Source organism: Polyangiaceae bacterium, from assembly GCA_020633235.1.
In the GTDB taxonomy this organism is placed as follows: domain Bacteria; phylum Myxococcota_A; class Polyangia; order Polyangiales; family Polyangiaceae; genus JACKEA01.
This window is the reverse complement of record JACKEA010000002.1, coordinates 602,455-624,170: the sequence shown is the minus strand read 5'-3', so window position 1 is coordinate 624,170 and position 21,716 is coordinate 602,455. Positions and strand designations below refer to the sequence as shown.

Annotated in this window: 18 protein-coding genes; 16 read left to right on the top strand and 2 right to left on the bottom strand. The window is 69.6% G+C overall.

Annotation, left to right across the window (positions count from 1 at the left end):
- Window positions 1-263 precede the first annotated feature (263 nt).
- Window positions 264-1,241 (top strand): diguanylate cyclase, encoded by a 978-nt coding sequence (locus tag H6717_13270; protein ID MCB9577987.1) that lies wholly within the window; start codon window positions 264-266, stop codon window positions 1,239-1,241.
- Window positions 1,242-2,667: 1,426 nt separating this feature from the next.
- Here H6717_13270 and H6717_13265 read toward each other — a convergent pair.
- Window positions 2,668-3,957: a hypothetical protein gene (locus H6717_13265; GenBank protein ID MCB9577986.1), complete on the bottom strand. Its 1,290-nt coding sequence runs from the start codon at window positions 3,955-3,957 to the stop codon at window positions 2,668-2,670.
- A 48-nt stretch (window positions 3,958-4,005) separates the two neighbouring features.
- On the opposite strand from H6717_13265, the gene H6717_13260 reads away from it, so the two are divergent.
- The 3 genes from H6717_13260 to H6717_13250 are packed head-to-tail and all read left to right on the top strand — an operon-like array spanning window position 4,006 to window position 7,264.
- The gene (locus tag H6717_13260) at window positions 4,006-4,743 is read left to right on the top strand and encodes a 16S rRNA (uracil(1498)-N(3))-methyltransferase (GenBank protein ID MCB9577985.1); all 738 of its coding nucleotides are present in this window, start codon (window positions 4,006-4,008) and stop codon (window positions 4,741-4,743) included.
- A gap of 53 nt (window positions 4,744-4,796) precedes the next feature.
- Window positions 4,797-6,851, top strand: a complete 2,055-nt coding sequence (locus tag H6717_13255) for a hypothetical protein (GenBank protein MCB9577984.1) — start codon at window positions 4,797-4,799, stop codon at window positions 6,849-6,851.
- Window positions 6,852-6,853: 2 nt separating this feature from the next.
- On the top strand, window positions 6,854-7,264 hold the full coding sequence (locus H6717_13250) for a cobalamin B12-binding domain-containing protein (GenBank protein ID MCB9577983.1): 411 nt from the start codon (window positions 6,854-6,856) through the stop codon (window positions 7,262-7,264).
- 65 nt (window positions 7,265-7,329) lie between these two features.
- Here H6717_13250 and H6717_13245 read toward each other — a convergent pair whose 3' ends face one another.
- Window positions 7,330-7,539 carry a hypothetical protein gene (locus H6717_13245; protein ID MCB9577982.1) on the bottom strand — a complete coding sequence of 70 codons (210 nt, stop codon included), beginning with the start codon at window positions 7,537-7,539 and terminating at the stop codon, window positions 7,330-7,332.
- Between the two features lie 363 nt (window positions 7,540-7,902).
- Between H6717_13245 and mraZ the strand changes: the two genes are divergently transcribed.
- Genes mraZ through H6717_13185 form a run of 12 tightly spaced genes read left to right on the top strand, consistent with a single transcriptional unit; the run spans window position 7,903 to window position 21,682 of the window.
- Complete coding sequence (mraZ, locus tag H6717_13240; protein MCB9577981.1) at window positions 7,903-8,352, top strand: division/cell wall cluster transcriptional repressor MraZ; 450 nt, start codon at window positions 7,903-7,905, stop codon at window positions 8,350-8,352.
- Window positions 8,349-9,269, top strand: a complete 921-nt coding sequence (gene rsmH, locus H6717_13235) for a 16S rRNA (cytosine(1402)-N(4))-methyltransferase RsmH (protein ID MCB9577980.1) — start codon at window positions 8,349-8,351, stop codon at window positions 9,267-9,269. Before mraZ ends, rsmH begins: the two co-directional genes overlap by 4 nt.
- Window positions 9,266-9,601, top strand: coding sequence for a hypothetical protein (locus H6717_13230; protein ID MCB9577979.1), 336 nt, complete (start codon window positions 9,266-9,268; stop codon window positions 9,599-9,601). The genes rsmH and H6717_13230 overlap by 4 nt, the downstream gene beginning before the upstream one ends.
- On the top strand, window positions 9,598-11,676 hold the full coding sequence (locus H6717_13225; GenBank protein MCB9577978.1) for a PASTA domain-containing protein: 2,079 nt from the start codon (window positions 9,598-9,600) through the stop codon (window positions 11,674-11,676). Before H6717_13230 ends, H6717_13225 begins: the two co-directional genes overlap by 4 nt.
- An 8-nt stretch (window positions 11,677-11,684) precedes the next feature.
- On the top strand, window positions 11,685-13,175 hold the full coding sequence (locus tag H6717_13220; protein ID MCB9577977.1) for a UDP-N-acetylmuramoyl-L-alanyl-D-glutamate--2,6-diaminopimelate ligase: 1,491 nt from the start codon (window positions 11,685-11,687) through the stop codon (window positions 13,173-13,175).
- Window positions 13,175-14,602, top strand: a complete 1,428-nt coding sequence (locus H6717_13215; GenBank protein ID MCB9577976.1) for a UDP-N-acetylmuramoyl-tripeptide--D-alanyl-D-alanine ligase — start codon at window positions 13,175-13,177, stop codon at window positions 14,600-14,602. Before H6717_13220 ends, H6717_13215 begins: the two co-directional genes overlap by 1 nt.
- Window positions 14,599-15,729, top strand: coding sequence for a phospho-N-acetylmuramoyl-pentapeptide-transferase (locus H6717_13210; protein MCB9577975.1), 1,131 nt, complete (start codon window positions 14,599-14,601; stop codon window positions 15,727-15,729). The genes H6717_13215 and H6717_13210 overlap by 4 nt, the downstream gene beginning before the upstream one ends.
- 20 nt (window positions 15,730-15,749) lie before the next feature.
- The gene (gene murD / locus H6717_13205; GenBank protein ID MCB9577974.1) at window positions 15,750-17,030 is read left to right on the top strand and encodes a UDP-N-acetylmuramoyl-L-alanine--D-glutamate ligase; all 1,281 of its coding nucleotides are present in this window, start codon (window positions 15,750-15,752) and stop codon (window positions 17,028-17,030) included.
- Window positions 17,027-18,298, top strand: coding sequence for a putative lipid II flippase FtsW (ftsW, locus tag H6717_13200; protein MCB9577973.1), 1,272 nt, complete (start codon window positions 17,027-17,029; stop codon window positions 18,296-18,298). Before murD ends, ftsW begins: the two co-directional genes overlap by 4 nt.
- Window positions 18,295-19,443: an undecaprenyldiphospho-muramoylpentapeptide beta-N-acetylglucosaminyltransferase gene (gene murG, locus H6717_13195; GenBank protein MCB9577972.1), complete on the top strand. Its 1,149-nt coding sequence runs from the start codon at window positions 18,295-18,297 to the stop codon at window positions 19,441-19,443. Before ftsW ends, murG begins: the two co-directional genes overlap by 4 nt.
- Window positions 19,443-20,825 carry a UDP-N-acetylmuramate--L-alanine ligase gene (locus H6717_13190; protein ID MCB9577971.1) on the top strand — a complete coding sequence of 461 codons (1,383 nt, stop codon included), beginning with the start codon at window positions 19,443-19,445 and terminating at the stop codon, window positions 20,823-20,825. The genes murG and H6717_13190 overlap by 1 nt, the downstream gene beginning before the upstream one ends.
- A complete protein-coding gene (locus H6717_13185) occupies window positions 20,822-21,682 on the top strand; it encodes an FtsQ-type POTRA domain-containing protein (GenBank protein MCB9577970.1) in 861 nt (286 codons plus the stop codon). The genes H6717_13190 and H6717_13185 overlap by 4 nt, the downstream gene beginning before the upstream one ends.
- Window positions 21,683-21,716: the final 34 nt, after the last annotated feature.

The following is a 21,716-nucleotide window of genomic DNA, read 5'->3' as shown; positions in this document are numbered from 1 at the left end:
GACGTGATCACGCGCTGAAGCTCGGGCTTCATGGGCTTGTCGGGACGCCGCGGAAACGCCGCTTCGCGCGGTTCCGCGCTGTACCGACACCCATGCTCATGCTGTGAGCGGGACACCCACACGGGCACTTCGTCGCGAACCTGCGTTCGTGCTCATTTGCGCAGGCCGCGCGCTGGCGCTGGGCGCTGACGCAAGGGATGCGGCGGAGCCATGCGAAATGCCCAGCCTGAGCGGGCACGCGCCTTGCTGCTCACGGTGACGTGATGGTTCCCAAGCGCCCCGACGACCGCGCCGCCAGCGGCGGAGAGCGGGGGCTTCGCCGCACGACGACCATCCGCATCCATTCACCTCCGCGACCGGTGGCGACGGTCGATGACGATCTCGTTCCGCGCTCCGATGTTCCGCTGCGTGACCGCTACTTGCTGACGGTGCTCGCCGGAGCGCAGCTGGGCGAGGTCCACCGCGTGGTGCCCGAAGGCGTCGTGCTCGGGCGCAGCGACACTTCGGACCTGCCGCTGTCGGATCCCGGTCTTTCGTGGTCCCACGCCAAAGTCACGCAACGCGAGGACGGCATCTACATCGAGGATCTGGGCAGCACCAACGGGACCTACGTCCGGGGCGAGCGCATCACCGAGCCCACGCGGCTCGCGGATGGCGACCGCATTCGTCTCGGCGGGCAGACGATGCTGAAGCTCACCCTCGCCGACGAGCTGGAGGAGCGCGCCGCACATCGGCTGTACGAGTCCGTGGTGCGGGATCCGCTCACCGGAGTGCACAATCGGCGCTACTTCGAGGAGCGCCTGGAGGCGGAGGTCGCCTTCGCGCTGCGCCACGGCAGCTCCCTCGCCGTGCTGTTCGTGGACGTGGATCACTTCAAGCAGGTGAACGACAAGTTCGGGCACAACGTGGGGGACGCCGTGTTGCGCATCCTCGCGATGTCCATCGAGCGCGTGCTGCGGCCCGGCGACTTGTTGGCGCGCTTCGGCGGCGAGGAGTTCGTGATCGTGGCGCGCAGCATCGGCACCCGCAACGGCGAGATCCTGGCGGAGCGCATTCGGCGCACCATCGCCGACCTCACGCTGCCGCTCGACGGAGAGCTCACCCTCACCGTGAGCATTGGCGTCGCCGCCATCGACGCGGGTCGCGGCGCGCGGGACGGCGCCGCTCTGATCGCCGCTGCGGACGCCGCGATGTATCGGGCGAAGGAGCACGGACGGAACCGCACGTCCGTGGCGCCCTGAGCGGCGCGCGTGCCCGGCGTCCGTCCGTCCGCCCGACCGTGGCGCCCTGAGCGGCGCGGCTCTGAGCGGCGCGGCTCTGAGCGCCGCTGCGGACGCCGCAATGTATCGGGCGAAGGAGCACGGACGGAACCGCCCGTCCGTGGCGCCCCGAGCGGCGCGCGTGCCCGGGGTCCGTCCGGCGTCCGTCCGTCCGACCATCGTTCCGCCCGTCCGCTCGTCCGCCCGTCCGCCGACGCTGCGGCCGTCGGCTCGCGGTCGCAAAAAATTCGTTCGGAGCCGAACGGATTTCCGCGCGGGCGATCGCCCTCGCGCGCTCCGAGGAAGTCGTTCGGCCCCGAACGGATTTTCGCGCGGGCGATCCCCGTGTCGCGCTCCGAGGAAATTGTTCGGAACCGAACGGTCATCTGCACGCTGCGTCGTCGTGTCGCGCTCTCCGGTCCCGCTCCGAGGAAATCGTTCGGAACTGAACGGTCATCTGCACGCTGCGGTCGTCGCGTCGCGGTCGCAGGAAATCGTTCGGAACCGAACGGATTTTCGCGCGGGCGAACCCCCTGTCGCGCTCCGAGGAAATCGTTCGGAACCGAACGGTCATCTGCACGCTTGCGGTCGTCGCGTCGCGGTCGCAGGAAATCGTTCGGAACCGAACGGATTTCCGCGCGGGCGATTCCCCCGTCGCGCTTCGCAAGATCGTTCGGAGTCGAACGGATTTTGGCGCGGGCGAACCCCCTGTCGCGCTTCGCAAGATCGTTCGGAGTCGAACGGATTTTGGCGCGGGCGATCCCCGTGTCGCGCGCCGAGAAGATCGTTCGGAACCGCGCTCCGAAAAAGTCGTTCGGAATCGAACGGATTTCCGCGCGGGCGAACCCCCTGTCGCGCTTCGCAAGATCGTTCGGAGTCGAACGGATTTTGGCGCGGGCGATCCGCTGTTGCCGGTCGGGACCAACCGCCCATCGTCTCGCACGAGTGGGAAGCCTCCATGCCGATCGAAGCCAGGGCTCGGTGGCTCTGGCGGTGAACGAACAGTAGCGCCGAGAGCCGGTGTCTTGGCAACGGCCTGCAAGCACCCTGTCGCGGGCCGCCGCGGAACCTCGGGTCGCGGAATTCGGACGGGCATCGCGCCGCACCAACAAAAGAACACTCGGCAACCGATGCGTGAGGAGCCCCGGGAAACGGAAGGGCTGCTTCTCGTTCGTCATCTGGGCGAGGAGACGGAAGGGAAACGGAAGGGCTGCGTCTCGCTCGTCCTCTGCGCGAGGAGACGGAAGGGCTGCGTCTCGTTCGTCATCTGGGCGAGGAGACGGAAGGGAAACGGAAGGGCTGCGTCTCGTTCGTCATCTGGGCGAGGAGACGGAAGGGCTGCGTCTCGTTCGTCATCTGGGCGAGGAGACGGAAGGGAAACGGAAGGGCTGCTTCTCAAACGGCAGAGCTACTTTTCGTTCGTCATCCAGCGCAGGCCGCGTAGGGCGTGGCAGCCGTCGCCGACCAGGTCGAGAGCGCTCTGCTTCCGCTGCCGGCGGATGGCGTCGAGGCGTTGGAATACGCCGCCCTGATCCAGCTCGGCGACGACGGTGACGACGTCCCCGGCGGCTTGGCCGAGGGTGGTGAGGATGCGCTTGCCGCCTTCGGTGTCGGCGTTCACCAGGCCGAGGCGTCGGGCGAGGGCGAAGGTCTCCACCAGGTGACCGAAGAACTTGAGCTCCTGGATGCGGAGGATCAGGCCTTGTTCGGGGTGCTTTTGCAGCAGGTCTTTTAGGGCGGCGCGTTCGGCTTCGTAGCGGAACAGGAGCACGCCCAGCTGCGCCTGCACGCGGTGGGTGTCGAGGTAGGTGTGGGCGCGGAGCACGGCTTGTACCAGGTGCAACCCGCCGCAGCTGTGGCCGTAGATGCCGGTCTTTTCCGTCTTGGCCTTGCGCAGCGGAGAGCCCGGCGCGAAGGCATGTTCCGCGTCTCCGGCGTACTCCACGCACACGCGTTGATCCTTCTCGAGCCGATCGAGAGCGGCGCGGGCCAGCCGTGCGGTGAAGGAAGCGCCGGCGTCGCCCTGTTGGTCGGGTGCGAGCACGGAAGCGCCGGCGTCGCCCTGCTGGTCGGGTGCGAGCACGGAGGCGCCAGCGTCGCCCTGCTGCTCGTCGGCGAGCACGAGAGCGCCGAGCAGCCACGCGGCTTGATGCCACTGAGCGTCGGTTTCGGGGAGCGTCGCGCTCGCGCGCAGATCCGCCAGCAAGCGAGCGAGGGTGACGGTCTTGCCGTCGGAGGTGCGCAGCTCGCGATCGAGGGGCACGCCGACCTCGAGCAGCGTCTTCACCTGAAGCGCGCGGTGCGGCTCCACCAATTGGTCGCCCTTCTTCGCGGGGAAGCCGTAGTGCCCGTCCGTGAGCTCGGCGTAGCTCGCGATCACGTCTACGGCTTTCTGGCCGTCGGTGGTCTCGAAGTCCTTTCCGAAGGCCACCAGACCGTGGGCCAAGCCCCAGGGGTTTTGCGGATCTCCGGCGGGCGTCTTCAGCGCACGGGAGAGCGTTGCGATGGTGCGTTCGATCTCGGCGGGGGTTGCAGCGCGGGGCGGCGCCGGCTTCGCGCTCACGCTCGCGCTCACGCTCACGCTCGCGCTGGGCGCTGGGGTGGGCGCCGGGCTGCGATCCCGCGTGGCCTCGATGTAGACGCCGGCGGCAGCGGCGCTGACGAGGAGGGCCGTGAGTCCCTTGTTGCGATCGTTCACCGATGCGTCTGCTACCACCACCCCGAGGACGTGTTAAGAGCCGAGGCCGTGGCCCGAGTGATCCGCGTCGCGGTGGAAGATCTCGCCGAGGGCGAGCGCACGTTGCCGGAAGCGGCGTCGCGCTACCTGGTGCGCGTGCACCGCGTCGGCGAGGGGGCGCCCTTCGTCGCCTTCGATCCCTCGGCACGGGTCGAGGCGGATGCCACGGTGCTCGACGCCCACAAGCAGCGGGTACGCTGCAGGGTAGGCCCGCTGCGTCCGGCGAGCGCCCTCGCCTCAGCGAAGGTCACGCTCTTGTGGGGGCTCGGCAAGGGCGACAAGATCGATCACGTGATTCGCGACGCGACCGCCCTCGGCGTGGAGCGGCTCGTGGTGGTCAGCACCGAGCGCAGCGTGCCGCGGCTCGGCGAGCGGGCGCGGGAGCGGAGCGACCGCTGGCAGCAGATCGCGCTGGATGCGGCGCGGCAGTCCGGGCGCGGTGACGTGCCGGAGCTGTCGCCACCGGCGGCGCTGGAGCAGGCCCTGGCGGAGACGGGCGCGCCGCGGCGCATCGTGCTGGTGCCCGAGGCGGAGCTGGCGCTGGCGCAAGCGCTCGCCGACTGGCACCCCGGTGAGCCCCTCGCGGCGCTGATCGGTCCCGAGGGTGGCCTCACCCAAGAGGAGATCGAGCAAGCGGTGGCGGCGGGCTTCGTTCCCGTTCGCTTCGGCCCCTTCGTGCTTCGCACCGAAACCGCCGCGACGGCGCTCTTGGGGGCGCTACTCGCCTTCGCGGAGCCTCGACGCTAGCGGCGCGACCGGCCTTGCCGGCGCTCGGCCCAGTAGTGGTAGGCTCGCGCCCCATGCGACGCAGGATCGGCATTTTCGTCGGGCTCTTCGCCGCGAGCCTGTCGCTCACTGCTCACGCGGCGTTGACGGACTCCGAAAAGGCGCAGATCGCCGGCTTCGTGCGGGACGCGGAAGTGGCGGATGCGGGGCGCGTGCGCGCCCTGGTGGCGCGACCGGATCTGAGCGAAGCGGAAGCTGCCGCGCCGCTGGTTTCGGCTTACGGCCCCGTGGAGTTCGACGCCCGGCGCGCGAAGTTCACCCGCGAGCTGTTGTTCGGCGCGGGGTCGGATGCCGCGCGTTCCACGCTGGCGCCCGCGGTCACCCGCGCGCTCCTCGGTCGTGCCAACGCCCGCATCCGCGCGCTCCCCGCGGGGGACAATCCGGGCTGGAGCAGCGGCGCCGTGCAGGCGGCGGAGGAGCTGGTGCGCTTGCACGCCTTCGTTGCCGACGCCATCGCGAACGCCGGCAAGCCGCCGGCAGATGGACACGACGCCAGCGCCGGCATTCGCGACGACGCGCTGAAGAGCGCTGCCGAGGCGTACCACGCGCATCTGGACGCCCACGCCACCTGGCTGAAGCCCAGCGCTGCGGCGACCGGCGCTTGGGTGCGCGTTCGCGCGCAGGTGGAGCTCACCACCGCGGCGCTCGCGCGGGGCGTGATTCCGCGTCACGAGGTGAGCGCGTGGCTCGGCTTCGACGACGCACGCCGCGCGCTGTTCGAGCGCCACGGTGTGCTGGTGGAGGACGGCGGCGCGCCGGCCGGCGCGGAGCTGTCGCTTCTTTTGTCGTGGCTCGATGGCCAGCCCCTCGCCGCCAAAGATCTGGATCTGTTGCTCGTGGCCAAGGCGCCCAGCGCGGGCCTGGAAGCACGCGGGCAGGTGGCGCGGGCGGGCGTGATGCTCGGCAGCGGAGCTGCCGAGGACGCGCTGTGGCCAAAGGACGTGGAGCCCGCCAAGCCCGACGCCGCCGCCGCGGAGCTCGCTTACGCCGTGGCTTGGCAGGCGACCCGCGCGGCCTTCGCCAAGAACCCCGCGCTCCGGAGTCTCGCGCAGAAGGTGGCGGCTCGCGCCGCGCGCGCGGGAGCCGACGGATACCTGTCGCGGGATCTCGTGGACAGCGTGCTGCGCCCCGTGGGAGCGGAGCTGCCCGGCGCCCAGGGGGCGAGCGCGGAGCAGCTGACGGCTCACGCAGTGCGTCTTCTTCTTGTCGATGCGGCGCGGGCCACGAGCGTTGCCCTGGTGCGGTCCGTTCGCGGCCATGACGAGCCCCTGGCGGCCCTCACCGTCGCGCTGAGCGTCCTTGCCACCCGTGACGGCAAGGTGGAGTCCCTAGCGCTGGGTCAGACCCAGGCGAACGGCAAGGTGGAGCCGCTGTCGCTCTCGGGCGTGACCGTGAGCGGCGGCGTCGTGACCGGCTTCGAGCTGAACAAGTCCAAGATCGCCATCGAGCTCGCGACCGACGGACGCGTCGTCAAGGTCACGCGAGACGGCAAGCCGCCGACGCTTTCGTCGATCCCGATGGCGCGACTGGTGCCGGAAACCGCCGACGCCTTCACCGTGCGCGGCGTGCGCTTCGAGAAGCTGAGCGGCGCGCCCCGCGGGCTCTCGGTGGACGACGGCCGCTTGCTGCTGGCGGCGGCGGAGAAATCCGGCGGCTTCGACGCCGTGGCCGGTGGCAAGGACGTGAAGGACGCGAGCATTCGCGCGAAGCTCACTTTGAGCGGCGCGGGCGGCGGGCTTTTGGTGCGGGCACAGCCGGGCAGCGCCAGCTATGACGCCATCGCGCTGCTGCTCTCGGCGGAGCCGCGGCAGGCGCTGCTGGTGCTGGTGGACGGCAAGGGCCGCGCCATCGAGCTTTCGCCCGCCGTCGAGCTCGCCAAGAAGGGCGCGGAGCACGCCGTCAGCCTCGCGGTGCGCGGTCAGGCCGTCACGGCGACGGTGGACGGAAAGAAGATCACGGCGAAGCTCGAGCGCGCCGCGGGGACCGGCAAGGTCGGCCTGGCGGTGCGCGCGGGCGGCCGCATCGAGGCCCGGGACATCTCGAGCCCCAGCCTCACGCGAGGTAAGTGAACATGAGCGGAGACAGGCGCGTACGCATCTTGGTGGCCAAGCCCGGTTTGGACGGACACGACCGCGGCGCGAAGGTGGTGGCGCGCGCCCTGCGCGACGCGGGCTTCGAGGTCGTGTACACGGGGCTGCACCAGACGCCGGAGATGATCGCGTCGGCGGCGATCCAGGAAGACGTGGACGCCGTCGGGCTGTCGATCATGAGCGGCGCCCACAACACGCTATTCCCCGCCGTCATCGAGGCGCTGCGCGCGAAGGGCGCGGACGACATCGACGTGTTCGGCGGCGGCATCGTTCCCGAGAGCGACATCGAGCGGCTGCAGGCCGCCGGCGTGCGCAAGGTGTTCCGCCCGGGAACGACCCTCGCGGAGATCGTCGAGTGGGTGAACGCGAACGTGACGCCCCGCGCGTTGTGAGCTCGTAGCCGAGCGCGCCGTCCGCAGCGCGGGGTTCCGCGGCGGACCGACATGCTTCGGAAAGATCAGGCGGCGCGGCGTAGGGCGCGATCCCGGATCGGGATGGTGCCCAGGGCCTGCGCTACGGCCACGGGGTCCGGCTGGGCGGCGCTGCCGAGGGGCGTGGAGTCGACGATCTCTGGCGCAGTGCGTCGAGCGGCCGGCTGCAGCCTCACGGTACCCACGAACAACAGGACGGAGATGGCGGCGGGGAACAGAGCGAGGAGGAGGAGCATCGTGACGTCCATGTCCGGGAGGCTTCGCAACCTACGTGCCGTGCCGGAACCGGCAGGACTCTAGGAAAGACCGAGGCTTTTGGACAAGCCCTGTGTCCTTTCGAACGCCGGCCGTGGGGCGTGAGACACACCTCCGGAGGCTACCGGCCTATTGGCCGAATGTGGGCGACCTGTGGATAAGGTGTTGCACGAAATGCTGAACGCCTGCCCATGTGGGCAAATGAGCGCACTTAGGTGCGCGGAATTACAACGAAAGCAGCTGGCCGACTTGTTGACAGGAAGGCCGCCGGCCCTCTAGGTTCGCGGACAGTCAGTGGGAAAAGGTGGGGCAGAGTGTCGGCTCTGCCCAAACGGTGGCAGAAGATGTTTCGCGGGCAGTTCGTGCACTCGATCGACGCCAAAGGGCGCGTCAGCCTGCCCGCGCGCTTTCGCGACACGCTCATCGGCGACGGCGACGCGCGCTTGGTGCTCACGCCGGCGCTGTTCGAGCCGTGCTTGCACCTCTACCCCATGCGCGCCTGGGAGGAGCTCGAGCAAAAGATCAGCGAGCTACCGAGCTTCGATCAGAACGTCGTTCGCTTTCGTCGCCTGTACGTCTCCGCGGCGATCGAGTGCGAGCTCGACAAGGCGGGACGCGTGCTCGTACCGCCCACACTTCGCGACAAGGCCGCGCTCGCCAAGGACGTGTTGTGGGCGGGCATGGGTCGCACCGTCGAGCTGTGGTCGAAGGAACGCTGGGATGCGGAGCTGTCCATGAGCCCCGAGCAAGAGCAAGCGTTCAAGCAGGCCGTCATGGAGCAGATCAGGATATGACCATCGTGGCAGCGTCCTTCGAAGAGCACCCCAGCTACGAGCACGTGACGGTGATGCCGCACGAGGTGCTGACGGCGCTGGCGCCGGAGCGCGGCGGTGTGTACCTCGATCTCACGGCGGGAGGCGGCGGTCATTCTGCGGTGATCCTGGCGGCGAGCGCGACGGCGCGGGTCGTCGCCTTCGATCGGGATCCGGCAGCCGTGCAGGCCGCCACGGAACGCCTCGCGGAGTTCGGCGAGCGCGCCCTGGTGGTGCACGGCTCTTTCTCGGACGTGGAGAGCTGGCTCGCCCACGCGGACCTGGGTCCCGTGCGCGGGCTGCTCGCGGATCTCGGCGTGAGCTCGCACCAGCTGACGGACGCGAGCCGCGGCATGAGCTTCCGCGGCGAGGGACCCCTCGACATGCGCATGAACCCGACGGCTGGGGAGACCGCCCTCGAGCTGGTCGAGCGCTTGAACGCCGACGACCTGGCGGACGTAATCTACCAGTACGGCGAAGAGCGTCGTTCGCGACGCATCGCTCGCTGCATCAAACAGGCGGCGGACGCGGGCGAGCTGTCGAGCACGCTCGACCTGCGGCGCGCGGTGGTTCGCGCGGTGGGGCCGCGGCGCGTCGGCGGCATCGATCCCGCGACGCGAACGTTCCAAGCACTGAGGATCGCCGTGAACGACGAGCTGGCACAGCTCGAGGGGCTGCTCGCCTTGGCGCCGCGGGTGCTTTCGCCGGGCGGCGTCGCCGTGTTCATCAGCTTCCATTCGCTCGAAGATCGAATGGTCAAGCGAGCGTTTCGCGATCGGGAGGTCTGGCAGCGGCTGAGCACCAAGCCGCAGGTGGCGAGCGACGAAGAGCAGGCGCAAAACCCCCGCTCTCGCAGCGCCAAGCTCCGGGCTGCACGCCGGGTGGAGGAAGCGTCGTGAGGGACAAGAACCCGTTCCTGCTGCTCTGGACCCTGGCGGTGCTCGCCGCCACGTCGGCCTTCGTGCTGTATCTGGGCCTGAGGGTGCGTTCCGTGGAGCTCGGCTACGATCTCGGGCGGGCGCACGCCCGCGTGGCTCGCCTGCGTGAGGTGAAACGCGTGATGGAGCTGGAGCTCGCCAGCCACAAGACCCCAGAGCGCGTGGACCTGGTGGCCCGCACGCTGCTCGGCATGAGCGAGCCGACACCGGACCGGATCCTGCCCGCGGGGCAGGCGCCGACGGTGGAGCCGACGGAGAACGAGGATCCCAACGCGCCGGAGCCGAACCCGTGAGAAGCCTGGAGACACCGCGCGGGCGCTACATCCGGCTGCGCATGGGCATCTTGTGCGGGCTGCTCGCCTTCGGCCTGGGCCTGGTGGTGAGCGCCGGCTGGGACCTGATGGTGAAGGACGGCCCGGCCTGGCGTGAGCTGGCGGAAAAGCAGCGGCAGCGCCGCCTGCACGTGGTGCCGAAGCGCGGCACCATCTACGACCGCAACGGCAGCGCCTTGGCGGTGAGCGTGGAGGTGCCCAGCGTGAGCCTCGACTCCGTCGAGCTCTTGCGCGGCGTGGCGCCGCAGAAGATCCCGGTCGTCGCTCGCGATGCGGCCAACCGCATCGCCAAGGCTTTGAGCTTGGACCCCGCGGTGGTGGAGCGAAAGATCCTGGCCAAGCGCCGCTTCTCCTGGCTCAAGCGTCGAATCACCGCCGAAGAAGCCGAGGCCATCCGCCGCATGTCGTCCAGCAAGGTGATGGGCGACGATCGCGTTCGCGGCTTGATGGTGGAGGGCGAGGGCAAGCGCTACTACCCGCGGCGCGAGATCGCCGGCCCCTTGCTCGGCTTCGTGGCCCCGGACGGTGAAGGCAAGGACGGCTTCGAATACAGCATGAACACGGAGCTGAAGGGCCACGTGGAGCAGCTCCGCGGCCTGCGTGACCGCTCCGGTCGCCTGTTGTTCTCGGACGGAGTCCAAGACGAACAAGCTCTCGCCGGTCACAACATTCACCTGACCATCGATCAGGGGATCCAGTACACCGCGGAGCGCGAGCTGGCGCAGGCGGCGCGCACCTTCGAGGCCGACGGCGGTTCGGTGATCGTGGTGGACCCCTACACCGGCGAGATCCTCGCGATGGCCAGCTGGCCCGGCTACAACCCCAACGACTACGGCGAGAGCGAGCCCGCCGAGCGGCGCGACCGCGGTCTCTCCGACGCGTTCGAGCCCGGCTCCACCATGAAGATCTTCACGCTGTCCGCGGGCATGGCCTCGGGCGCGATCCAACCGGACCAGAAGCTCTACTGCGAGAAGGGGCAGATGGCGGTCGACAACGTCGTGATCCGCGACACGCACCCTGCCGGCTGGATGACGATCGCCCAAATCCTCGCGGTGTCTTCCAACATCTGCGCCGCCAAGGTGGGCTTGGCGATGGGCGGCAACAAGCTGTACGACGCGCTCTTGCGTTTCGGCTTCGGTCAGGAGCCGAATCTGCCCTTGCCGGGTGAGTCTTCGGGCACGCTGCGTCCTCGCGGGCGCCCTTGGGTGCAGGTGGAGACGGCGGCGGCGTCCTTCGGTCAGGGCATCAGCGTGACCAACGTGCAGCTCGCCATGGCCGCGGCGGCGCTCGCCAACGGCGGCGAGCTGATGGAGCCCATCATCGTCAAGAAGGTGACCACCGCCACCGGCGAGGTCGTGCGGGAAGCCGCACCGCGGGTTCGGCGTCGCGTGGTTCCGCGGCGGGTGGCCAGCGCCCTCGCCGAGATGATGATCGGCGTGACGGAGGGCGAGGGCACGGGCACCGAAGCCGCCATCGACGGCTACCAGGTGGCCGGCAAGACGGCGACGGCGCAAAAGATCGATCCAGCGACGGGCCGTTACTCCCTGGACCGCTACGTCGCGTCCTTCGTGGGCTTCGTTCCCGCGAAGAAGCCGGTGGTGGCCATCAGCGTGATGGTGGACGAGCCGATGGTGGAGCACGCCGGCGGTGCCGTGGCCGCGCCGATCTTCCGCAACGTGGCGCGCATGGCGCTCAAGTACAAGGGACTCACGCCCCAGGGCACGGACCACGTGGACGTGGCCTCGCTGTCGACCAAGGCGGATCCCGCGAACGCGACCTACGAGCTCTTGCGTCAGGCCAAGGGCGAGAAGCCGCCGGTGCAGGAGAAGGTTGCGGGAGGGCCCGTGGGCTCCGGCCGCGTGCGGTTGCCGGACATGACCGGCTGGCCCGTGCGCGAAGCGGTGCGCCAAGCGATCGAGCTGGGCGTGACGCCCAAGGTGGTGGGGACCGGGCTCTTGGCGAAGCAGACGCCGGGGCCGGGAGGCGTGGTGGACAAAGGGGCGAGCGTCGTTCTGGTTTTCGAGCCGGCCACATGAGTGTCGTCGTGAGAGAAGAAAAGAGCCCCCCGCACGGCCTCACCCTCGGTGAGCTCGTGCGCGCGCTCGCGCGCTTCGAGCCCCAGGTCGTGGGCAGCGATGCCGTGCGCCTGCTCGACGTGCGCCACGACTCGCGGGCGGTGAGCTCCGGCGATCTGTTCGTGGCCCGCGGTCGCGGCGCGGGTTTCATCCACCAAGCGGTGGAGCAGGGGGCCGCGGCGGTGATGATCGAGCAAGGTCAGCCGCTGCCCGACGTCGGCGTGCCGGTCCTCTCGGTGAGCGACGTCCGCCTGGCGCTGAGCTTCGCTGCGGAAGCAGTGTGGGAGCGACCCACGCAGCGCATCGGCGTGGTGGGAATTACCGGGACCAACGGCAAGACCACGTCTTCGTATCTGGTGCAGCACGCCATCCAGAGCGCCGGCGGCCGTGCGGCCCGCCTCGGCACCTTGGGCTTCGCTTTCGAGGGCCAAGAGGACACGGCGTCGCTGACCACGCCGGAGGGCGACGAGGTCTCGCGCCGGGCGGCGGCGGTGGCGCGCGCGGGTGGCACGCACATGGTGATGGAGGCTTCCAGCCACGCGCTGACTCTGGGTCGCGTGGAGGCGGTGCACTTTCGCGTCGCGGCCTTTACCAACCTGACGCAAGACCACCTGGACTTCCACGGCACCATGGACGCTTACGCGCAGGCGAAGCTCCGGCTGTTCACCGAGCTTCTCCCCGAGGCCAGCGTGGTGAACGTGGACGACGCTTTCGGTCAGGAGATCCTGCGCCGGGCGTCGGGGCGAGTGCTGGCGGTGGGACGCGGGGGGCACGACGTGACGCCGCTCGGCGTGAGCGTGGACGCCCGCGGGCTCCACGGTCGCATCCGCGTGCTCGACCGCGAGGTGACGCTCGAGAGTCGCCTGGTCGGCGAGCACAACCTGGACAACGTGCTGCTGTCGCTCGGCATCGTCGCGGCGTTGGGGCTGGACGTAGACGCTGCCGCGGCGGGGTTTGCCGGCGCGCCGGAGGTGCCCGGGCGTCTCGAGCGCTGCGACGCTCCCGAGGACGACGTGCTGGTGGTCGTGGACTACGCCCACACGCCGGACGCGTTGGAGCGTGCGCTGCGAGCCGTGCGCAGCCTGGGCAGTGGCCAGGTGATGTGCGTGTTCGGCTGCGGCGGCGACCGCGATCCCGACAAGCGACCGAAGATGGGCGACGCCGTGGGACGACTGGCTAGCCGCGCGGTGATCACCAACGACAATCCGCGCTCGGAGGAGCCCGCGGTCATCGCTCGGGCCATCGAGGCCGGGCTTCGCCCGCATGGCATCGACTACGAGGTGGAGCTGAATCGCGCGGCGGCCATCGAGCGTGCCGTGCTCGCGGCTGCGCCGGGGGACGTGATCCTGATCGCCGGCAAGGGGCACGAGCCGTATCAGATCATCGGTGCCACGCGCCGCGACTTCGACGACCGCGTCGAAGCCAAGCGCGCGCTGGCGTTGCGGCGGGGGGCTGGCTGATGGCGACGCCCATCCCCGACAACCGCGCGGAGCTGTCCTTGGCGGACGTGCTCACCGCCACCGGTGGCGAGCTCTTGTCCGGTGATCGGGGCGCCGTGGTGCGGGGCGTCACCACCGACACTCGGGGTGACGTGAAGGGCAAGCTGTTCGTGGCCCTCGCCGGCGAGAGCTTCGACGGTCACGAGTTCGTGGCGCGGGCGGTGCGAGCCGGCGCCACGGCGGCGCTGGTGAGCCGCGACTTCGAGGTGCTGGGCGACGTGGCCGTGGTGCGGGTGGCGGACACGCTCACCGCCCTGGGCGACCTTGCCGGCTTTCATCGTCGCCGCTGGGGTGGCCAGGTGGTGGCGGTCGCGGGCTCCGCGGGCAAGACCACCACGCGGAGCGCCATCAGCGCCGCGCTGGGCGCCATCCTGGGCGCCGCCTTGCACCGCACGGCGGGCAACCTGAACAACCTCGTGGGCGTCCCCATGGTGCTGCTCGGTCTCGAGCCGCAGCACCGCGTGGCCGTGCTCGAGATCGGCACCAATGCTCGCGGCGAGGTCGCGCGGCTGGCCGAGATCGCCGATCCGGACGTGGGCGTGCTGACGCTGGTGGGCATGGAGCACTCCGAGGGCATCGGCGATCTCGACGCCATCGAGGCCGAAGAGGGCGACCTGCTGCGGGCGCTCTCCTCGCAGGCGGTGGCCGTGGGCAACGGTGATGACGAGCGCGTTCGGCGACAGTTGGAAGCAAGCCCGGCGGGCCGGCGTGTGACCTACGGCAGCGCCGGTGCGGACTACCGCCTGGTACGCCGCGAGACCGACGACGAGCTCGGCACGCAGCTCACGGTCGCACGCCCCTCGGGGGATCAGGTCACGCTCACCACGCGACTCGTGGGGCTGCCCGGAGCGCTCGCCGCGATGGCCGCGGTCGCGGTGGCGGATGCCGTGCTCGAAGCGCCCGCCGACCCGGAGCTGCTTCGGACGGGCCTTGCGGGTCAGGACGTCGGGGAGCGCGGTCGGCTCACGCCCGTGGCCTTGGCGAACGGCACCTTGGTGCTGGACGACAGCTACAACGCGAACCCGCCGAGCGTGCTGTCTGCCGCGAGCGTCGCTCAGGAGATCGCCGAGCGCCGCGGCGCTCGGCTGGTGCTGGTGGTGGGCGAGATGCGTGAGCTCGGCGCGATGAGCGAGCGCGAGCACCGCGCGGTGGGCGCGGCCTTGGCCGAGCGCCGGGCGGCGGCGCTGGTCGCCGTGGAAGGCGACGCACGGTTGTACGTCGAGCCCGCGCGGTCCGCCGGCATGGACGCGGAGTTCGCCACCGACGCGGAAGCCGCGGTGCCGTTGGTGCTGTCGCGAGTTCGCCCCGGAGACGTGGTCCTGGTGAAGGCTTCCCGCGGCGTGCGCGCCGAGCGCATCGTGGCGGCGCTGGAAGGGGGCGCGACATGATCTACGAGCTGCTCTACCCCCTGAGCACGAAGTTCGGCTGGGCCAGCTCCCTCAACGTCCTTCGCTACACGCCCTTCCGCGCCATCATGGCCACCCTCACGGCCATGGTGCTGTGCTTCTTCTTGGCGCCCTGGTTCATCCGCACGCTGCAAACGAAGCAGATCGGCCAGGTGGTTCGGGACGAAGGCCCCGAGTCCCACAAGGTGAAGGCGGGCACGCCGACCATGGGCGGCGCGTTGATCCTGTTGGCGGTGCTGGTCCCCACGGCGCTGTGGGCGGACATGCACAACGTGTTCGTGATCGCGACGGCTGCCGTCACCGCCGGCTACGGTGCCATCGGCTACCTGGACGACCGCCTGAAGATCCAAGGTGAGAACACCAAGGGACTCGCCGGGCGCTACAAGATCATCGGCCAGGTGGTGATTGGCGGCGCGGCCCTCGGCTATCTGTTCTTGGCCACCGAGAAGCTGCCGGCGGGATGGCTCGCGATGCGAGGGCGTCTCAGCATTCCCTTCATCGCCTTCGACAAGCACCCGGTGGAGCTGCCGCTGTGGCTGTACGCGCTGTTCGCCCTGTTCGTGGTCGTGGCCATGAGCAACGCGGTGAACCTCACCGACGGCCTCGACGGTCTCGCCATCGGCCCGGTGATGATCAACGCCGGCGCCTACATGGTGTGGGCGTACATCGCCGGCTCGGTGCTGTTCGGCAAGCCGCTCGCCGACTACCTGGACATCGCCGGCATTCCGGAGATGACCGAGCTCAGCATCTTTGGTGCCGCGGTGATCGGCGCCGGCATCGGCTTCCTCTGGTACAACACCTATCCCGCGCAAGTGTTCATGGGGGACGTGGGTTCGCTGTCCCTGGGCGGCGGTCTCGGCATGATGGCCGTGCTCACGAAAAACGAGCTCTTGAGCGTGCTGCTCGGCGGCGTCTTCGTGCTGGAGGCGGTCAGCGTCGTCACCCAGGTGGTGAGCTTCAAGCTGTTCGGTCGCCGGGTGTTCTTGATGGCGCCCATCCACCACCACTTCGAGAAGAAGGGCTGGCCGGAGCCGCGCATCATCGTTCGCTTCTGGATCGTCTCGATCCTCCTCGCTTTGGTCTCTCTGTCCTCCCTGAAGGTGCGGTGATGGATCTGGCGGGCAAGCGCGTGTTGGTCGTGGGACTGGGCAAGAGCGGCGTAGCCGCGGCGCGGCTGTGCCTCGCCCGTGGCGCGCGGGTGAGCGGGACGGACCGCGCCAGCGCCGAGCAGCTCTCGCCCGAGGCGCGGGGTCTGGGGATCCCCATCACGCCCCACGAGAGCACGGACTTCCGGGGCCAGGATCTGATCGTGGTCTCCCCGGGCGTCCCAGCCATGCCCGAGCTCGACGCCACCGGGGCGGAGGTCATCGGCGAGCTGGAGCTGGCCGCCCGCTTCGTGACTCGACCCATCGTCTGCATCGGTGGCACCAACGGCAAGAGCACCGTCACCAGCTTGGTGCGGGACATCTTCGTGGCTGCCGGGCTTCGCGTGTTCGCCGGCGCCAACCTGGGGACGCCGTCCGCGGAGGCGGCGGACGGGGACTGGGACGTGGTGGTGTTCGAGGCCTCCAGCTTCCAGCTGGAGCGCGTCTCCGAGTTTCATCCGCGGGTCAGCGTGCTCCTGAACGTGAGCGAGGATCACCTGGACCGTTACGCGTCCTTTCAGGCGTATGCCGACGCCAAGGGCAATGCCTTCACGAGGCAGACGCTGAACGACTTCGCCGTCGTTCCCGAAGCAGACGCCGCCTGTCGGCAGCAGGCCGAGCGCGGAGAGGCGCGTGTTCTCACCTTCGGCGCGGCGGGCGACTACGCCGTGAACGAGCGCAGTGTGGCGGAGCGCGCCACAGGCGAGGTGTTTTCCCTCGGCGCGCTGCGACTCCACGGTCGTCACAACCTGGACAACGCCGCGGCAGCGATCGCCGCCAGCCGAGCCCTGGGCGTCTCACCCGACTCCGTGGCCAAGGGCCTCGCGGCCTTCGAGCCCTTGCCTCACCGCATGGCGCTGGTGGCGGACGTGAAGGGCGTGCGCTTCTACGACGACTCCAAGGCCACCAACGTGGGGGCGGCGGTGACGGCGCTCCGCGGCTTGAGTGAGACGCGGGGCGTGCTGATCGCCGGGGGGCGCGACAAGCTCGGCTCCTATGAGCCGTTGGTGAGCGCGCTCGCCGAGAAGGGCCGCGCGGTGGTGGTGATCGGCGAGGCGGCGGAGCGCATCGCGGCGGCGGTGGGCGACACTCTTCCGGTGCATCGAGCGGCGACCATGAAGGACGCCGTGCGGCAGGCCAGCGAGCTCGCCCAGGAGGGCGACGCCGTGCTGCTCAGCCCGGCCTGCAGCAGCTACGACATGTTCAAGAGCTACTCCGACCGCGGCGATGCGTTCGTGCGTGCCGTCCACGAGGTGTCCGCATGAATCGACTGAAGACCCTTTGGGCTCCGCTGCGCCGCACCGGCGGCGTGGATCCGGTGTTGGCGGCCTTGGTGATCGCGCTGATCGGCTTCGGCGTGGTGATGGTCTACAGCGCCAGCGTGATCGAGGCCACGGTCGTGTTCCGCGATCCGCAGTACTTCCTCAAGCGTCAGGCGATCTACGGCGGCCTCGGCTTGGTCGTCATCTGGATCGTCTCGCGCATCGACTACCACCGCATTCGCCCGCTGACGTATCCGGTGCTCGGAGCGGTAGTGCTGCTGATGGTGCTGTCGGTCATCGGCTTCGGGCACACGGGCGGCGGTGCGGCGCGCTGGCTCAAGCTCGGCCCCGTGAACATTCAGCCGTCCGAGGCAGCCAAGCTGGCGTTGGTGTTGTGGCTCGCCTACTCCCTCGAGAAGAAGAAGGAGAAGGTAAAGAGCTTCTCCATCGGCATGCTGCCGCATCTCATCACCGCCGGCGGCCTGATGCTCCTGTGCCTGAAGCAACCGGACTTCGGCGGCGCGGTGGTGCTGTTGTTCCTCACCTTCACGCTGCTGTTCGTGGCGGGGGCGCGCCTCGGCTACCTCCTGGGCGTCGCCATCATCGGCGCCGGCGCCGCGGCTTGGCTGGTGCGGTTCACCTCCTATCGCTGGGAGCGAATGCTCGCCTGGTTCAACATGGCCGAGCATCGACAGGACCTCGCCTATCAGCCGTTCCAGTCGGTGATGAGCTTCGGCAGCGGTCAGGTCACCGGGCTCGGGCTGGGTAAGGGGCTGCAGGTCTTGTACCTGCCGGAAGCGCATACGGACTTCGTCAGCGCCATCATCGGCGAGGAGCTCGGCTTTCTCGGCATCCTCGCGCTGTGCGCCGTGTATCTGTTGATCGTCGCGCGGGGCGTGAAGGTCGCCTTGGAGGCGGAGGACGACTACGGCTCCTACGTCGCTTTCGGAATCAGCGTGCTGTTCGGCGCGCAAGCGCTGGTGAACATGGCGGTGGCCATGGCCATGCTGCCTACCAAGGGGCTGACGCTGCCCTTCGTGAGCTACGGCGGCTCCTCGCTGCTGGTGAGCGCGGGAGCGATGGGCATCTTGCTCAACATTTCGCGGCCGCGCGTGGGTGCCGCTCAGAACGTGCGTGCAGAAGAGCGCGGACCCAAGGCCGAGGCCAGCGCCGTTCTGGTGAGCGAGGCGGCGTTCTCGTCTTCGGAACCGAAGGACGACAAGAAGAAGAAGCGTGCGCCGCGAGGCGCGCCGGCGGAGGCGGCATCGTGAGCACGATCCTCTTCGCGGGTGGGGGCACCGGCGGACACGTGTACCCGATGATCGCCGTCGCCGACGCGCTACGGGTGATCGCTCCGGACGTGCACGTGGTGTTCGTGGGCACCGAGCGCGGAATGGAAGTCCGCGCCGTGCCGGCGCGGGGGTACGAGCTCGAGCTGGTGCGTGTGCTGCCCATCCGCGGCGGCGGGCTGCGGGGCGCCGTTGCCGGCGCGCTGCGCGCCGCGGGCTCCATTCCGGAGTCGCGGAAGCTCGTGGCGCGTCATCAGCCGCGCGCCGTGCTGAGCATCGGCGGCTACGCCGCGGGGCCGGTGTCGCTGACGGCGCGCGCGCTGGGCGTGCCCCTGGCGTTGATGGAGCCCAACAGTGTGATCGGCCTCTCCAATCGCTTGCTCGCGCCGCTGGTGCATCGGGCGTACACGGCCTTCGCGGGCGCCGAGTCGCACTTTCGCCGCGGCGCCGTGCTGCGTGCCGGGGTTCCCATTCGCGACGGCTTCGCGCCGCGTCCCTACGCTCGAGAAAAGGGCGTACTGCGCGTGCTGGTCCTGGGCGGCAGTCAGGGCGCTCGGGCGCTGAACGCGGCCGTCCCGGAGGCGCTGGGCCGCGCTCGCACCGGCGTGCGTGTCGTGCATCAGTGCGGTCGCGCCGAGGCGGACGTCGTGCGCGAGCGTTACGCGGCGCTCGGGGCCGGGCCGGTGGCCGAGGTGGTTCCGTTCATCGACGACATGCCCGCGGCCATTGGCGCCGCGGATCTGGTGATCGGCCGGTCCGGCGCCAGCGCCGTGTCGGAAATCTGCGCCATCGGACGACCGAGCTTGCTGGTGCCCTATCCCTACGCGGCGGGGGATCACCAGCGCGTGAACGCCGAGTCCCTGGTGGAAGACGGCGCCGCGGTCTGCGTCGCCAACGCCGACGCCAGCCCCGAGCGACTGGCCCACGAGATCGATCGTCTGGCCGCGACGGAAGGACTCCTGGAAGCGATGGCGGACAAGGCCCGTCGGCGCGGCAAGCCCGACGCCGCGGCCCACGTGGCTCGGGATTTGTTGGCGCTCGCGGGGATTCGCACCGGGGAGACGCATCGCGAGTCGAATCGGGAGCCTCCGAAGGACGGCTCCTCTCTGCGGGAGGCGACGCTCTGATGTTCCGCGGACGCGTGCGCCATGTGCACTTCGTGGGAGTCGGCGGCATCGGCATGAGCGGGCTGGCCGAGATCTTGCGAACGCTCGAGTTCGACGTATCGGGCTCGGATCTGCGCGAAGGCGAGAACACCCGCCGTCTCAAGCGCCTCGGCGTGCGTATCGACGTCGGCCATCGGGCGGAGAACGTCCAGGGCGCGGACGTGGTCGTGTACTCCAGCGCGATCTCGCCGCAGAATCCGGAGATGCTCGAGGCGAACGCCTTGGGCATGCCGGTCATCACGCGGGCGGAGATGCTCGCGGAGCTGATGCGCGTGAAGTACGGCGTCGGCATTGCCGGCTCTCATGGCAAGACCACGACCACGTCCTTGGTGGCCACCGTGCTGCGAGCCGCGGGCTTCGACCCCACGGTGGTGGTCGGGGGCCGCATGGAAGCCTTGGGCAGCAACGCGCGGCTCGGGGAGGGGGACATGCTGGTGGCCGAGGCGGACGAGAGCGACGGCAGCTTCTTGCGGCTGACGCCCACCATCGCCGTCGTCACCAACATCGATCCCGAGCACCTCGACTTCTACGGCAGCCACGACGTGCTCAAGGACGCCTTCGTGGAGTTCATCGAGAAGGTGCCGTTCTACGGCCTGGCCGTGCTGTGCCTGGATCACCCGGACGTGCAGGAGCTGCTGCCCCGGGTGCGACGCCGCCACGTCACCTACGGCCTGTCGCCGCAAGCGGACTACCACGCCCGTGCGGTGAAGAGCGCCGGCGTGGTCACGCACTTCGTGGCCTACGGCCGCGGCCAGACCCTGGGGGAGTTCTCGATCCGAATGCCGGGTCAGCACAACGTGCAGAACTGCCTGGCGGCCATCGCCGTTGCCGACGAGCTCGAGGTGCCGCTGGACGTGATGAAGGACGCGCTGGCGACCTTCCACGGCGTCGCGCGGCGGTTCTCCATCGTGGCGGTGGAGAACGGCGTCACCCTGGTGGACGACTACGGCCACCACCCGGCGGAGATCCGCGCCACGCTGGAGGCCGCGCGACGTGCTTTCGACGGCCGCGTGATCGTCGCGTTTCAGCCGCACCGTTACTCGCGAACGCAGCATCTGTTCGACGAGTTTTCGCTGGCCTTCAACGGTGCGGACGAGCTCGTCCTCACGGACATCTACCCCGCCGGGGAAGCCCCCATCGAAGGCATCACGGCCGAGCACCTGGCCAAGAGCATTTCGGAGCACGGCCACCACTCCGTGGAGTTCATCGCCGACAAGTCCGCCGTGGCGCGGCGCCTCGCGGAGCTTTCGAGCCCCGGCGACGTGGTGATCGCCCTCGGCGCCGGCGACATCAATCGCGTTCTAGAGGACGTGAAGCAGCACATCACGGGAGGGACTCCATGAAGCAGAAGCCTCGACACGGCGCTCACGTTTCGGCCCCGGCCGAAGAGCCCTTCGTTCCCGGTCAGAGCGAGCCGCCGAAGCACGGCGGCGAGCCCGGTTTCTTTCGAGCGCTGTGGTCCCTCACCAAGCTGGGAGCCGGCATTTTGTTGGTGATCGCGGTCTCCGGCGCCGTGGCCTGGGGAGCGCACCGCTACGCCCTCACCACGCCGCGCTTCGCCATCAAGAAGCTCGATGTCGAGGGTAGCCGACGGCTCACCGACGAGCAGGTGGCGACGCTGGCCGGCGTGAAGCCCGGCGACAACATCTTCAAGCTCGACACCGCCGCGGCGGAGCGTCGCGTCCTGGAAGATCCGTGGATCAAGGAAGTGAAGATCGCGCGGGAGCTCCCGAGCACGCTCAAGGTGGAGCTGTCCGAGCGCGAGGCCACGGCGATCGCCGCCATCGGCGACCAGATGTACCTGGTGACCCGCGGCGGGGAGCCGTTCAAGCGCCTGGAAGAGGGCGACCCCTTCGACCTCCCCGTCGTCACCGGCGTCTCCGGGGAGGAGCTGGCGCGGGACCGCAAGCGCGAGGTGGAGCACATCGGGATTGCCCTGGAGATCCTGCGCCAGTGGGAGCGCATCACCGTGAGCAAGACGTACCCCGCTCAGGAGGTCCATCTGACGGACGGAGGGGACGCCGTGCTCACCGCGGGCAAGAGCGCGATCACGATGCATCTGGGCAAAGGACCCTGGCGCAAGAAGATGCTGATGGCGGAGCGGGTGATCGGCCGCCTGGCCCACAAGGGGCGGGTACCGGGCATCATTTTCTTGGACAGCGAAGCGCATCCCGAGCGGGTGGTGGTGAGGATGCGATGAGCCCGGAAACGCACGTGAAAATTTGGCCCCGAAA

What these genes read in the sequence shown, in the direction of transcription:
- H6717_13245 (MCB9577982.1), bottom strand. Translation starts at nt 7,539, where the DNA reads ATGCTCCTCCTCCTCGCTCTGTTCCCCGCCGCCATCTCCGTCCTGTTG.
- rsmH (MCB9577980.1), top strand. Translation starts at nt 8,349, where the DNA reads ATGACCATCGTGGCAGCGTCCTTCGAAGAGCACCCCAGCTACGAGCAC.
- H6717_13215 (MCB9577976.1), top strand. Translation starts at nt 13,175, where the DNA reads ATGGCGACGCCCATCCCCGACAACCGCGCGGAGCTGTCCTTGGCGGAC.
- H6717_13250 (MCB9577983.1), top strand. Translation starts at nt 6,854, where the DNA reads ATGAGCGGAGACAGGCGCGTACGCATCTTGGTGGCCAAGCCCGGTTTG.
- H6717_13185 (MCB9577970.1), top strand. Translation starts at nt 20,822, where the DNA reads ATGAAGCAGAAGCCTCGACACGGCGCTCACGTTTCGGCCCCGGCCGAA.
- ftsW (MCB9577973.1), top strand. Translation starts at nt 17,027, where the DNA reads ATGAATCGACTGAAGACCCTTTGGGCTCCGCTGCGCCGCACCGGCGGC.
- H6717_13255 (MCB9577984.1), top strand. Translation starts at nt 4,797, where the DNA reads ATGCGACGCAGGATCGGCATTTTCGTCGGGCTCTTCGCCGCGAGCCTG.
- mraZ (MCB9577981.1), top strand. Translation starts at nt 7,903, where the DNA reads ATGTTTCGCGGGCAGTTCGTGCACTCGATCGACGCCAAAGGGCGCGTC.
- H6717_13190 (MCB9577971.1), top strand. Translation starts at nt 19,443, where the DNA reads ATGTTCCGCGGACGCGTGCGCCATGTGCACTTCGTGGGAGTCGGCGGC.
- H6717_13270 (MCB9577987.1), top strand. Translation starts at nt 264, where the DNA reads ATGGTTCCCAAGCGCCCCGACGACCGCGCCGCCAGCGGCGGAGAGCGG.
- H6717_13210 (MCB9577975.1), top strand. Translation starts at nt 14,599, where the DNA reads ATGATCTACGAGCTGCTCTACCCCCTGAGCACGAAGTTCGGCTGGGCC.